The following is a 14,169-nucleotide window of genomic DNA, read 5'->3' as shown; positions in this document are numbered from 1 at the left end:
AGCTTGCCAGCAGGCGGAACAGCAATTGCACCAACAACAGCTTTGGCAAGCGGTATTTATTACGGAGCTATTGTGGATCCGGTAACAAGTTGTCAAAGTGCTGTCAGATTGTTGGTTACTGTCACTGTAACCAATCCGGCTACACCAACAACTACAGATAACACACAAGATTTCTGTATTTCAAACACACCAACAGTTGCTAATATTCAGGTAAATGAGTCCAATGTAGTTTGGTATAGCTTACCGGCAGGAGGAACTGCAATTGCATCAACAACTGCTTTGACAAACGGAATCTATTACGGAGCTATTCTGAATCCGATGACGGGTTGCGAAAGCAGTACAAGATTGCTGGTAACTGTAACTATTAATAATCCAACAGCAACACCAACTACAAATTCAGCAACTCAAAACTTCTGTTCAATAAATACACCAACAGTGGCTAATATTCAGGTAAATGAGTCCAATGTAGTTTGGTATAGCACGCCAACAGGTGGAATGGCATTACCAGCAACAACAGTTTTAGCAACAGGTTTATATTATGGAGCGATTTCAAGTGCAATAGGTTGTGAAAATGCTGTACGATTAGTAGTTACAGTAAATGTAAACACTCCAGGTGTAGTGACTACAACAAGTACAACGCAAACATTTTGTTTATCAAAAACGCCAACAATTGCTAATATTCAGGTGAATCAGTCAAATGTAGTTTGGTACAGTACTCCAACCGGAGGAACACCATTAGCAGCAAATACACCACTTACTGCCACAATTTATTATGCTACATTACTAAGCAATACAACAAATGGTTGTACAAATGCGGCACGTTTAGCAATAACCGTAGGTTTTGAAAACGATGCATTGTATCAAATTACTTCAAGTGATGATACACCATGTGTGTTCCAGGGAGTAACATATTCAATAGCAAATGGAAAATCAAATTATGTATGGTCTGTTACTAACGGTACAATAACTTCCGGTGGAGGAGTTACAGATGGATCAGTAACAATTTCATGGTCTGATATTGGCTCGGGAACAGTTACCGTAACTTACGTCAATACATGTGATGAAACTACTACAAAAACACTAAATGTGACAGTAGCAACATGCTCAGATCTTACCATAACCAATACAGTTAGTAATCCTACACCTAATTTTGGTGATGAAATAGTTTTTACAATAACAGTAAATAATGTTGGTCAGGGGACTATCATAAATACGCTTGTTAGTGAATTAATTCCAAGCGGATACGAATTAGTATCCTCTTCTACAACTGCCGGAGTATATGATCCTGCAACTCAGGTTTGGACAATCCCAACCTTAAATGCCGGAGAAAGTGAAACTCTTGAAGTTAGAGTTATTGTATTGCCAAATGGTAATTACTTAAACGTAGCAACAATTGAAATTTCAACTCCTTTAGATGTTGATCCTACAAACAATACAGCTTCAGCTTCTGTAAATCCTATCTGTTTAACGGTTTATAATGAGTTCACGCCAAATAGTGACGGAGCAAATGATCTTTTCAGAATTGATTGTATCGAATCATATCCAAATAACGAATTAAAAGTCTTTAACAGATATGGTTCTTTGGTATACAGCAAAAAAGGTTATGAAAACGATTGGGACGGAACAGCCAATGTATCGGGAGTTATAAATAGAGGAGATATGCTGCCAACCGGTACTTATTTTTATGTGATAGACATTGGAGACGGAAAAATTAAAAAAGGATGGTTATCTATAATGAGATAATCACCATTTATTAATCGTCTAATTAATTAAACTAAATAAGTATCGTTATGAAACTATATATAAAATCATTAGAAACGTATTTAATCTTAATATGTTCTATTATCACATTTAGTGCGAGTGCACAACAAGATCCGGAGTACACACAATACATGTACAACACTATGGCTGTAAATCCGGCTTATGCCGGTTCTACAGGAGTTTTGGAAGCTACACTTTTACATCGTTCGCAATGGGTTGGAATTTCAGGTGCGCCGGAGACACAATCATTTTCTGTCCATACGCCGCTTCGAAACGAAAAGGTTGGTTTAGGATTAAGTGTCGTTAATGATAAAATTGGTCCGTCGAGCGAATTATACCTTGATGGAAACTTTTCTTATTCTTTGGCATTGGGCTATGAAAAAAGACTGGCCTTTGGTTTAAAAGCCGGTATGCGAATGCTAAACGTAGATTGGTCTAAAGGAAGATACTACAATCCTAATGATGTTCTGCTAAATCAAAATATTGACAATCAGATGAAATTAGCGGTTGGGGCAGGGGTTTATTATTATACTGACAAATGGTATTTAGGTTTTTCAATTCCAAGCTTTATCGCAAATGATTATTATGATGATGTTCAGGAATCTATAAACTACGATCGTTTGCATTATTATTTGATGGGAGGTTATGTGTTTGATTTGAATCCGAATTTGAAATTCAAACCTGCATTTTTAGTAAAAGCAGTAAGCGGTGCTCCGCTTACTGCTGATGTTTCGGCAAACTTTATGCTTTACGAAAAATTTGTTATTGGCGGTTCTTACCGTACAGATGATTCAGTAAGCATTTTGGCAGGGTTTCAAATATCAAAAAGTTTTTATCTCGGATATGCTTTTGATTACACAGTAAGTGAATTGAATAAGTATAATGATGGTTCACATGAGTTCATCTTACGTTATCAGTTTAATAAAAATCAAAGTAAAATCAAATCTCCTCGATTCTTCTAAAAAATAAATCTTATGAAAAAAATATATTTCCTAAGTCTGGTATTGAGCTTTACGGTTTGTTTTGCTCAGACTAATTTAAAAAAGGCAGATGCACTCTTTAAAAACTATTCTTATGCTGATGCTTCAAAAGCATACGAAGAAATTTTACAGAACGTCAAAAATCCTTCGGCACAAACATTAAAGAATGCCGCCGACTCCTATTATTTTATTTCCGATTCCAGAAATGCACTCAAATGGTACGGAAAATTGTATGAAGCTCAAGGTAATAATTTAACTGATATCTACTATTTGCGTTACATTCAATCAATGAAAGCGGTGATGGATTATGATGAAGCAAATAGGATTACTAAAGAATATCTGGATAAAAAAGGCGATAAAAACGAGATAAACAAATACCTCGCTCAAAAAAAGCAAACGGACAGTCTCTCCAAATCGAAATCGCTTTACGAAATAAAAGACATGGATATTAATACCGGTAAATCTGATTTTGGAGCCACTTTTTTTCAGGATAAAGTTGTGTTTACTTCAGCAAGGGATACAACAAAATTCAGCGAAAAATTGTATACCTGGAACAATCAGCCTTTTCTGAATTTATATGTTGCTGAAAGGAATGCGGCTGATGGAAGTCTGTTCAACGAAACAGTTTTTTTGCCAAACGTAATGACAAAATATCACGAAGCAACGGCCACCTTTGATTCTACAGGAAAAACAATTTATTATTCGACCAACATCGTCAAAAACAATAAATTGGTTGTTGACGAGACAAAGACTAATAATTTTCAAATCATTAAGGGGTCTATAGTCGACAACAAATTAGAAAATCCTCAAAAAGTATTTTTCAACAGCGATGATTATTCTGTTGGACATCCCTCTTTAAGTGAAGACGGGCAATGGCTTTTCTTTGCCTCCGATATGCCCGGAGGATATGGGGAAACGGATTTGTATGTAGTAAAAATTGCTGCAGACGGAACAATGAGTTCACCTAAAAATCTGGGGCCAAAGATTAATACTATTGGGAACGATCTTTTTCCGTTTTTCAGTAAAGATGTACTTTATTTTTCTTCTGATGGTCATTACGGATTGGGTGATTTGGATGTTTACGAAAGTAAATTTTTATCTGACGGAAGCTTTTCGAATCCACGAAATCTGGGTGCTCCGATAAACAGTAATAAAGATGATTTTGCTTTTATAATTGATAGAACAGGTCATTTTGGTTATATGTCTTCCAATAGAGAAGGAGGAAAAGGTGATGATGATATCTATTCTTTTACCAAAGGAGATCCTGTTTGCAACCAGACTATTTCAGGGATGGCAATAGATCACAAATCAAAATTACCTCTTACCGATGTTGTAATTATGGGATATAACTCTTTTAGTGATGTTCTTGGTGAAACAAAAACAAATTATGAGGGCAAATATGCTTTAATCGTTCCGTGTGGAAAAATAGTTAAAATGATGGCGGCAAAACCGAATTACAGCAGCGACGAAAAAACCGTTGAAACTACACTGGAAAACGGAGGTGAGATTCCAAATATTAATTTTGAGCTCAGTAATTATGATGATTTGGTTGTGAAAAAGAAAGGGGTTGAAAAGGTAGATGTGAAACCAATTTATTTTGATTACGATAAATATGATATAACACCTTTGGCAATCGAAGAATTAGCTAAAGTAGTTTTTATCATGCAAAAATTTCCTAATATCCGAATCAAAATTGAATCACATACGGATTCCAGAGGAAAAGATATTTATAACCTGAAACTTTCTGATAACAGGGCAAAATCAACCCGTGATTATCTTATTTCACAGAATATTGATGCTTCAAGAATCGAAAGTGCTATTGGTTATGGCGAAAGCCGGTTAATAAATAAATGTAAAAATGGTGTGAAATGTACAGAGGAAGAACATTTATTAAACAGACGTTCTGATTTTATCATTATTCAAAAATAAGTATATTCAATTATCAGTCCTCAATATAAATGTAAAAACCATTTGGAAGTTGGTTTTTGTTTAATTCTTTTTTAAGAATAATGGACAAGAAGAAAATCAAGTTGCATGTTTTTGCAACTTGATTTTTGATTTTTTAAAACTTTCGGTTTTTAGTATTTTTTTCAACGAAAATAATCCTAATTTTGATATTCAGTTATTCTAAATTACAATCAGTATCATTTTAATATTTTATGAGTATTCAAGAGACAATTCAGGCTTTACGAAACGAACTTAATCAGCACAACTACAATTATTATGTACTTGATAATGCCACAATTTCAGATTATGATTTTGATATTAAATTAAAAGAGCTTCAGGATTTAGAAAACAAATACCCTGAGTTTTTTGATGACAATTCCCCAACACAGCGAGTAGGAGGAACAGTTACCAAAAATTTTAAAACCATTCCGCACCAATTCAGAATGTATTCTTTAGACAATTCCTATTCTAAAGATGATTTATTAGATTGGGAAACCCGAATTCAGAGAGTTCTTGGGAATGTTGATTTGCAATATACTTGTGAGCTAAAATATGATGGAGCTTCAATAAGTATTACATACGAGAACGGAAAGTTAGTTCAGGCTTTAACACGTGGAGATGGATTTCAGGGTGATGAGGTTACGAATAACATTAAAACTATTAAATCAATTCCATTACAGCTAAAAGAAAATTATCCGGATAAATTTGATATCCGGGGAGAAATTATTCTGCCTTATGCCGGTTTCGAAAAAATGAATCAGGAATTAATCGAAATAGGCGAAACACCGTATTCAAATCCAAGAAATACAGCTTCCGGAAGTTTAAAATTACAGGATAGTGCTGAGGTTGCCAAACGTCCATTAGAATGTTTATTATATTCGGTAACGGGTAACAACCTGCCTTTTTTTACTCAGTACGAAGGATTAGAATCTGCCAGAAAATGGGGATTTAAAGTGCCAAATGAAGCCAAATTGGTCAATAATATGCAGGAAGTTTTTGACTTCATTGATTATTGGGATGTGCACCGTCATAAATTGCTTTATGAAACTGATGGGGTAGTCGTAAAAGTAAACAGTATTCAGCATCAGCAAGAGCTAGGTTATACGGCAAAATCGCCTCGTTGGGCAATAGCCTATAAGTTTAAGTCAGAACAAGTTTCAACGAAATTAAAGTCAATTACTTATCAGGTTGGCCGTACAGGCGCAATCACGCCGGTAGCAAACTTAGAACCCGTACAATTGGCAGGAACAATTGTAAAAAGAGCTTCTTTGCATAATGCCGATCAAATTGAAAAATTAGATATCAGAATTAATGATACTGTTTTTGTTGAAAAAGGCGGTGAAATTATACCTAAGATTATCGCTGTAGATTTAGATAAACGACCTGAAAATTCTGAACCTACAAAATATATCACACATTGTCCGGAATGCCAAACAGAATTAGTTCGAAACGAAGGCGAAGCCAATCATTATTGCCCTAATTTTTATGGCTGTCCTCCGCAGATTATTGGCAGAATTCAGCATTATATTTCCAGAAAAGCAATGGATATTGAAGGTCTTGGAGGAGAAACGGTTGCTTTACTTTTTAATAACGGATTAGTTCATAATTATGCCGATCTTTATGAATTAACGGTTGAACAAATTTTGCCTTTAGAGAGAATGGCACAAAAATCTGCTGAGAATTTGGTAAATGGAGTTCAAAAATCGAAAGAGATTCCGTTTGAGAGTGTTTTATTTGCCTTGGGAATTCGATTTGTTGGTGAAACTGTGGCTAAAAAACTAGCCAAACATTATAAAAATATTGATGCATTAAGTCAGGCTTCTTTAATGGAGCTAATTTTAGTTGATGAAATTGGTGAAAGAATTGCCAGAAGTGTCATTGAGTTTTTTGAGAATGAAGAAAACAAAAAAATTATTGAGCGTTTAAAAAGCTACGGCGTTCAATTTCAAATTGTAGAAAAATTCAACCCGGATGCAACCGAAAAATTTATTGGAAAAACATTTGTTGTTTCCGGTGTTTTTACTCAATTTTCAAGAGACGAATTAAAGAAAACCATTGAAGATAACGGTGGAAAAGTTGGAAGTTCAATTTCTGCTAAAACAGATTTTGTGGTTGCCGGAGATAACATGGGGCCAGCCAAATTAGAAAAAGCTAATAAATTAAATATCCCGATATTATCTGAGGAGGATTTTATAAACAAACTCAATGAAAGCGAATAGACCTTCACTGATTTTATATTTTACGGCACTTTTTTTTACAATTTTGTTTGATATATTTCAATATGATTATCTCACAATTTGTATGAAATCAATTGTGGTGCCTTCTATTTTCTTTTATTTCTATTCTTCAAATAATTTTAGAATTAATAAAATCCAAATCCTGGTTTTTGCTTTGTGCTTTACAGGCGAAGTTTTTCATCTTATGAATGTAGAAATTTCAGATTTGGGATCAATGTTATGCTTTTTACTGGTTTATTTAACATTGCTTAAAATGATTGTCATTGATGAAAGGAGAAAGATAAAGTTTAAAAAAAATGATGTATTGCCAATTGTTTTAGTTGTATTGCTGATTGTATATTTATTGTTTTCCGTTTTAAGTTTACAGTTTGATAAAATGCGTGATTTCCATTTTTTTTATGGTTTATATGGTATTGTTTTAAGTGCTCTGGGGATTATTTGTTATGCAAAATATATAACCAGAGGAACTTATTTAGGACTGTTGCTTACATTAATGGTAACTTGTTTTATATTTTCGGATATCTTTTTTATTTTTAATGAATATTTTTCTTATTCTTTGGTGTTAACCCTGATTCGGGATGTAACGCAAATTTTATCCTATTTATTTATGGCTAAATACTTTATTTTATGCTCAAAAGGCAAGAGAAGTTCTAAACTATAATTGACTTTGCTTCATTAGTATGTGATTTGCTTTTGTCGAAGTAAAAATCTATTCGTCCTAAATTTATTCCATAACACCCAACCTGATTCACTAACACATTTTCACCCGCTTTATTTTTCACTATCGTTGGTTTATCTAAAAAGGTATGGGTATGTCCACCAATAATCAGATCAATATCCTGTGTTAATTCTGCCAATTTTAAATCACAAATCTTAGAATCATCCTCTTTATATTTGTATCCTAAATGCGAAAGACAAATAATCAGGTCGCATTTTTCTTCTTTTTTTAATAATTGTGTCATATCCTGTGCTATTTCCACAGGATTATTATAAACAGTTTCCTTGTAATTTTTTTTATCAACCAATCCGTCAAGTTCGATTCCTAATCCAAAAACACCAATCTTAATTCCGTCTTTGTTAAAAATTTTATATGGTTTTACAAGTCCATTCATGATTGTATTTTTAAAATCATAATTAGAGTTGATAAATTCGAAACTTGCGTGAGGCATTTGAGCATACAATCCATCAAGACCATTGTCAAAATCATGATTTCCAATTGTAGAAGCATCATATTTCATCATGCTCATTAATTTAAATTCAAGTTCTCCTCCGTAATAATTAAAGTATGGAGTTCCCTGAAAAATATCGCCGGCATCCAATAAAAGTACATTTGGGTTTTCTTTACGAATGCTCTCAATAAGCGCTGCACGACGAGATACTCCGCCTTTATTGGGATTACGGGGATCATCAGCAGGAAAAGGGTCTATATGACTATGAACATCGTTGGTATGTAAAATAGTCAGATGTTTAATATCATCAGTTTCAAAACTGCTTAGTGATACTCGAGGCGCAGCCGAACAGAGCGGAGCTAAACCTAAACTTAATAAGGCTGTACCTGCAGCTGTTTTTTCTATGAATTCTCTTCTTTTCATTGTGTATATTTTATGCGAAACTGTCAGTCTTTTGTAGATTCAATAGATTATTCTTCAGTAATTCGGATGTCTTTAACAATCGGAATTGTGTCTGTTTCTTTAAAATAATCAATCAATACATTTCGGAGTTTATAATTCAAATCAAATTTCTGAGTGTTTTTTAAGAAAAAATTCATGCTGTCGCCGCCATTTGCCAAATAATCATTGGTAGCTACATAATAAATCTTGTTGCTGTCAAGGGGTTTTCCCTGGATTAGAATATTTTTTGCAGTGTTGTCTTTTGCAATAGTAAAAGTCATTCCTGACAAAGGATGCGGTTTTTTTTCTTTAATAATATAAGATGTCATCTCTAAAATCTGTTCTCCTTTTAAAGAAAGTACAACTAAATTATTTTCAAAAGGCATAATTTCAAAAGCCGTTCTGGTTGTCACATTCCCTTTTGGTAAAATCGCTCTGATACCTCCGTGATTCAGGAGACATAAATCAATATCTTTTTTCTCTCTTGATTTAAAAACAAGGTTTCCTCTTTGTAAACATACATCAGCCAGTAAATTGCCAATATTGGTTTGCCATTTTCCCATACTTTTATCGAGAGTTTCAGGACAATATGCCAATACGCTGTCTAAATCTTTATTAATATGATTGCGATAAGGGGCAATAAAATTTTCAATTTCAGCAGTTTGAGTATTGTTTTCAGTTACCGGAATTTGCTTTCCTTCAATCTTAGTAAGGGTGTAATTTTTTTGGCTGCAAGAAATTATAAAAAAAAGTGTTAAGAATATAACAAAAAGTTTTAAAAATCCGTTATACTTTTTTAGTTTTACCATCTTAAATGCATCTTAAATAATTAATTTTGTAATTGGTAAAAGTACTATGTTTTTAAATTATCTAAAGTATTTTTTTATAAAAAAAACATTAAAAAATAATTTACTGAATGTAAAGAATGAAGCTTTTACGAGCAACATACAAAATATTGGGTTGCTGATTGACGAAAGTGATTTTCAGCATTCAGAAGCACTCAGGAAAGAATTAGTTTCTAATGGAATTGATTCTGACAAGATAGAAATTGTTGTATACAGAAGTAAATTTAAAAACAAAGAAACATATGCGCTTCCGACCTTTGGAAAAAAACATATAAACTGGAAAGGAGATGTTTCAATAGATTTTCTGAATGACTTTGCAGAAACAGAATTTGATCTTCTGATTGGTTATTATGATGTTCAGAAACCGGTTTTGAAGTTGGTAACCAGTAAGTCAAAAGCTAAATTTAAAGTTGGATTTGCATCAATTGATAAAAATTTAAATCATTGGATGATAGATACTCCTTTAGAAAATTATAAACTTTTTGTTTCAGAATTGTTTAAGTATTTAAAAAGAATAAAATAAAATATAAATTAGAATATGCAATCATTAATAGGAACTGGTGTTGCCCTTGTCACTCCATTTAAAAGCGATTACTCAATTGATATCGAAGCATTACAGCGAATTGTTAATTTTTCGATTGACGGGGGAATTGAATATCTTGTTGTTATGGGGACAACTGCAGAAAATGCAACCCTGACACAAGCCGAAAAAGAATTAGTTATTACTACAGTAATTGAAGTTAATAATGGGAGGTTGCCTTTGGTTCTTGGAGTTGGGGGCAATAATACGATGCAAATTGTTGAGGAATTAAAAACCAGGGATTTTTCAGCATTTGAAGCTATTCTTTCTGTTTCTCCTTACTATAATAAACCTACGCAAGAAGGAATTTATCAGCATTTTAAAGCAATTTCAGAAGCGTCTCCAATTCCGGTAATTTTATATAATGTTCCGGGAAGAACATCAAGTAATATGTTGCCGTCGACAGTGATTCGTCTGGCAAATGAATTTGATAATATTGTAGCTATAAAAGAAGCTGCAGGTGATATAGTTCAGGCTCTGCAATTGATTAAAAACGCCCCAAAAGATTTTTTGGTTATTTCCGGTGATGATATGATTGCTTTACCGATAGTTTTGGCCGGTGGAGCAGGAGTAATTTCTGTGATTGGACAAGGTTTTCCCAAAGAATTTTCAGAAATGATTCGTTTAGGTTTGAACAGAAAGGTGAATGAGGCTTTTAAAACACAATACTTTTTGTCAGATTGTATCGATATGATTTTTGAACAAGGTAATCCGGCTGGAATCAAGCATGTGTTTCAATCTCTTGGTATTGCTGATAATACAGTGCGTTTGCCATTGGTTTCCGTTGATGAATCATTAGCCGGCAGGATCGATAAATTTGTAAAAAACAGCATTAAATCAGAGTAAAAGCAACGGTATTTTATTATACCAAAAAATATTTTGTAGTAGCTAAATTAATAACTAAATTTGCCACCGAAACTTCGGTGTGATTTTGCTTTGGCATAATTGTCTAAGAAATCATAATAAAAGTAAGAAAATGAAAAAAATAGTATCTCTATTAATTGTTGTTGTCCTTTTTTGTTCTTGTAGTGATTACCAAAAAGCATTGAAAAATGATGATGTTGCTGCAAAATTTGAAATTGCAACAAAAATGTATGATGCAGGGAAATATAACAAAGCAATCAGGCTTTTTGAGCAATTAGCACCAACATACAGAGGTAAGCCTCAGGCGGAGAAATTATTTTATATGTTCTCACAATCATATTATAAAACAAAACAGTATTATTTAGCCGGATATCAATTTGAAAGCTTTGTTTCAGGTTATCCACGAAGTGAAAAAGTTCAGGAAGCTGCTTTTCTTGGGGCTTACAGTTATTCAAAATTATCACCTGTTTATAGTTTAGATCAGGCGGATACAGTTAAAGCTCTTGATAAACTTCAGGCATTTATAGATAATTATCCAAATTCAGAATATCTTCCCCAGGCAAATGAAGCAGTGAAGAAATTAACCGAGAAGCTGGAGAAAAAAGCATACGAGAACGCAAAAGGATATAATACTATTTCAGATTATAAATCAGCACTGGTTGCTTTTGATAATTTTATTGCAGATTATCCGGGTACATCTTTTAAAGAAGATGCCTTATTTTACAAATATGATTCGGCATATCAATTAGCTATAAACAGCGTTCCGTCTAAAATGGAAGAGCGTTTAAATGTAGCCAAAGTAGCTTATAATAATTTATTGAAGTTTAAAGGCGACACTAAATACAAAAAACAGGCGGACGAAATGAATGCCCGCGTTGAAACAGATTTACAAAAATTTACTAAATAAATAAAGTCATGGATTTAAAAAAGACGAATGCTCCTGTAAATACAATAACTTACAATAAAACAGTTATTGAAGAGCCAACAGGAAATGTGTATGAGGCAATTACCATTATGGCTAAAAGAGCAAACCAAATTAATTCTGAAATCAAAAAAGAATTAACAGAAAAATTAGAAGAGTTTGCTACTTATAATGACAGTCTTGAAGAAGTTTTTGAAAATAAAGAACAAATTGAGGTTTCTAAATTTTACGAAAAATTGCCTAAACCACACGCTTTAGCCGTTCAGGAATGGTTAGATGGTAAAACATACCACAGAGGTTCAAACAAATAATATAGTATAATGTCAGTTTTAAACGGAAAAAAGATTTTACTGGGTGTTTCCGGTGGAATTGCAGCGTATAAAACAGCATCATTAGTACGACTCTTTATAAAAGCAGGTGCACATGTCCAAGTGATAATGACACCTGCTTCTAAGGATTTTGTAACCCCACTTACTTTATCTACGTTATCAAAAAATCCTGTTTATTCTACATTTTATAATGAAGATGATCAAAATGCAGAATGGAACAACCATGTTGAATTAGGTCTTTGGGCCGATTTAATGCTAATTGCTCCTGCGACTGCAAATACCTTGTCTAAAATGGCTAATGGAAATTGTGATAATCTTTTAATCGCAACTTATTTATCAGCCAAATGTCCTGTTTATTTTGCACCTGCAATGGATCTGGATATGTACAAACATCCTTCTACAATTGCCAGTTTTTCTGCTTTAAAGCAATTTGGTAATAGTATGATTCCTGCAGAAAATGGGGAATTGGCAAGTGGACTGTCGGGTGAAGGAAGAATGGCAGAACCTGAAAATATAATTGCATTCTTAGAAGCCGATTTAGAAAGTAAATTACCATTAAAAGGGAAAAAAATTCTAATTACTGCTGGCCCAACATACGAAGCTATAGATCCTGTGCGTTTTATAGGAAATCATTCCTCAGGAAAAATGGGATTTGATATTGCAAATGAAGCAGCTAACTTAGGAGCATCGGTTATATTGGTTTCCGGACCAACAAATTTTAAAGTCAGGAATACTTCGATTGAGGTTGTTAATGTAATGACTGCTCAGGAAATGTTTGATGCTTGTCATTTGTATTTTAATGATGTTGATGTGGCTATTGCAGCCGCAGCGGTTGCAGATTATAGACCGAAAGAAGTAGCTTTGCAAAAAATAAAGAAGACCTCACAGGAATTTTCAATTGAATTAGAAAAGACAAAAGATATATTATTATCGTTAGGGGAAATCAAAAAAAATCAGTTTTTAATTGGCTTTGCTTTGGAAACTGAAAATGAAATTGAAAATGCCAAGCTGAAAATTCAGAAAAAAAACTTAGATTTGATTGTTTTAAATTCTTTACAGGATAAAGGGGCTGGTTTTAAAATGCCAACTAATAAAGTTACTTTTATAAGTAAAGATTTTAAAATTGAACCAATGGACTTAAAATCGAAAGAATCTGTTGCAGTTGATATTTTAAACAAAGTTATAGAACATTTTTATGCGTAAATTAGTTGTCTTTTTAGCATTTTTGATTTTTAGTTTTGCACAAGCACAACAGTTAAGCTGCACAGTAACAATTAATACCGAGAGATTGCCAAATCCGAACCAGCAGGTTTACAAAACGCTTCAGTCATCATTGTCTGAATTTGTTAATAAAACGGATTGGAACGGGGCAATTTTAAAACAAAACGAACGCATTAACTGTTCGATGTACATTACACTTTTTACAAATAGTTCAGACCAGTTTAGCGGAACAATCCAAATACAATCATCAAGATTAATTTATAATTCAACCTATTCTTCACCTGTTTTCAATTTTAATGATAAAGATTTTAATTTCAGATATACAGAGTTTGAACCTTTATTATACAATCCAACTTCTTTCGAGTCTAATTTGGTTTCTGTGATATCATTTTACAGTTATATGATTTTAGGTATTGATGCAGATACATTTCAGTTCGGAGGAGGAACCTCTTATTTTGAAACTGCACAAAATATTGCCAATATAGCCCAGCAAGGAGGCTCTAAAGGCTGGAGTCAGTCTGATGGTGTTCAAAATCGTTATTTTCTGATAAATGATATGATTTCTCCAACTTATTCTGATTTGAGACAAACAACTTTTGCTTATCATGCAGGATTGGATATAATGAATCAGGATCTAAAAGGAGCAAAAGAAAAAATTAAATCTTCGTTATTGTTAATAGGTAAATTGAATTCGGTTAAACCAAATGCTTTTTTAACAAGAGTATTTTTTGATGCGAAATCAGACGAAATAGTCTCTATTTTTTCTGGAGGGCCAAGTATTACAATTACAGATTTGACAGAGACTTTAAATAAAGTTTCGCCGTTGAATTCTACTAAATGGTCACAAATTAAGTATTAATTGATTTTTATCAA

The 14,169-nt window shown here is 33.2% G+C and carries 13 protein-coding genes; 11 read left to right on the top strand and 2 right to left on the bottom strand.

Going from position 1 to position 14,169, the window contains the following annotated elements; all coding sequences use genetic code 11:
• The 5 genes from PMI10_RS11580 to PMI10_RS11560 form a co-directional block, all read left to right on the top strand.
• On the top strand, positions 1-1,743 hold a 1,743-nt coding region (locus tag PMI10_RS11580; protein ID WP_007807962.1), incomplete at its 5' end, for a T9SS C-terminal target domain-containing protein.
• 47 nt (positions 1,744-1,790) lie between these two features.
• Positions 1,791-2,723, top strand: a complete 933-nt coding sequence (locus PMI10_RS11575) for a PorP/SprF family type IX secretion system membrane protein (protein ID WP_007807961.1) — start codon at positions 1,791-1,793, stop codon at positions 2,721-2,723.
• Positions 2,724-2,735: 12 nt separating this feature from the next.
• Positions 2,736-4,670 carry an OmpA family protein gene (locus tag PMI10_RS11570; protein WP_007807960.1) on the top strand — a complete coding sequence of 645 codons (1,935 nt, stop codon included), beginning with the start codon at positions 2,736-2,738 and terminating at the stop codon, positions 4,668-4,670.
• A gap of 230 nt (positions 4,671-4,900) precedes the next feature.
• On the top strand, positions 4,901-6,907 hold the full coding sequence (gene ligA, locus PMI10_RS11565) for an NAD-dependent DNA ligase LigA (protein ID WP_007807952.1): 2,007 nt from the start codon (positions 4,901-4,903) through the stop codon (positions 6,905-6,907).
• A complete protein-coding gene (locus tag PMI10_RS11560) occupies positions 6,894-7,586 on the top strand; it encodes a hypothetical protein (RefSeq protein WP_007807950.1) in 693 nt (230 codons plus the stop codon). Before ligA ends, PMI10_RS11560 begins: the two co-directional genes overlap by 14 nt.
• Here the strand turns inward: PMI10_RS11560 and PMI10_RS11555 are convergent.
• Entirely contained in the window at positions 7,576-8,517 is a 942-nt protein-coding gene (locus PMI10_RS11555) for a bifunctional metallophosphatase/5'-nucleotidase (RefSeq protein WP_007807948.1), read from the bottom strand. The two genes, PMI10_RS11560 and PMI10_RS11555, sit on opposite strands and share 11 nt — an antisense overlap.
• A gap of 47 nt (positions 8,518-8,564) precedes the next feature.
• Complete coding sequence (locus PMI10_RS11550; protein ID WP_007807945.1) at positions 8,565-9,344, bottom strand: 5'-nucleotidase C-terminal domain-containing protein; 780 nt, start codon at positions 9,342-9,344, stop codon at positions 8,565-8,567.
• Positions 9,345-9,390: 46 nt separating this feature from the next.
• On the opposite strand from PMI10_RS11550, the gene PMI10_RS11545 reads away from it, so the two are divergent.
• From PMI10_RS11545 to PMI10_RS11520, 6 genes are all read left to right on the top strand, one after another.
• A complete protein-coding gene (locus tag PMI10_RS11545) occupies positions 9,391-9,903 on the top strand; it encodes a DUF6913 domain-containing protein (RefSeq protein WP_007807943.1) in 513 nt (170 codons plus the stop codon).
• A gap of 15 nt (positions 9,904-9,918) precedes the next feature.
• A complete protein-coding gene (gene dapA / locus PMI10_RS11540; protein WP_007807942.1) occupies positions 9,919-10,806 on the top strand; it encodes a 4-hydroxy-tetrahydrodipicolinate synthase in 888 nt (295 codons plus the stop codon).
• 130 nt (positions 10,807-10,936) lie between these two features.
• Positions 10,937-11,731, top strand: a complete 795-nt coding sequence (locus tag PMI10_RS11535) for an outer membrane protein assembly factor BamD (RefSeq protein WP_007807940.1) — start codon at positions 10,937-10,939, stop codon at positions 11,729-11,731.
• Positions 11,732-11,739: 8 nt separating this feature from the next.
• Positions 11,740-12,057, top strand: coding sequence for a DNA-directed RNA polymerase subunit omega (locus PMI10_RS11530; protein WP_007807938.1), 318 nt, complete (start codon positions 11,740-11,742; stop codon positions 12,055-12,057).
• A gap of 9 nt (positions 12,058-12,066) precedes the next feature.
• On the top strand, positions 12,067-13,278 hold the full coding sequence (gene coaBC / locus PMI10_RS11525; RefSeq protein ID WP_007807936.1) for a bifunctional phosphopantothenoylcysteine decarboxylase/phosphopantothenate--cysteine ligase CoaBC: 1,212 nt from the start codon (positions 12,067-12,069) through the stop codon (positions 13,276-13,278).
• Complete coding sequence (locus PMI10_RS11520) at positions 13,271-14,155, top strand: type IX secretion system protein PorD (protein ID WP_007807934.1); 885 nt, start codon at positions 13,271-13,273, stop codon at positions 14,153-14,155. Before coaBC ends, PMI10_RS11520 begins: the two co-directional genes overlap by 8 nt.
• Positions 14,156-14,169 lie beyond the last annotated feature (14 nt).

Source organism: Flavobacterium sp. CF136, from assembly GCF_000282055.1.
In the GTDB taxonomy this organism is placed as follows: Bacteria; Bacteroidota; Bacteroidia; order Flavobacteriales; family Flavobacteriaceae; genus Flavobacterium.
The sequence above is the reverse complement of the archived record's forward strand: the minus strand, read 5'-3'. Positions and strand labels throughout refer to the sequence as shown.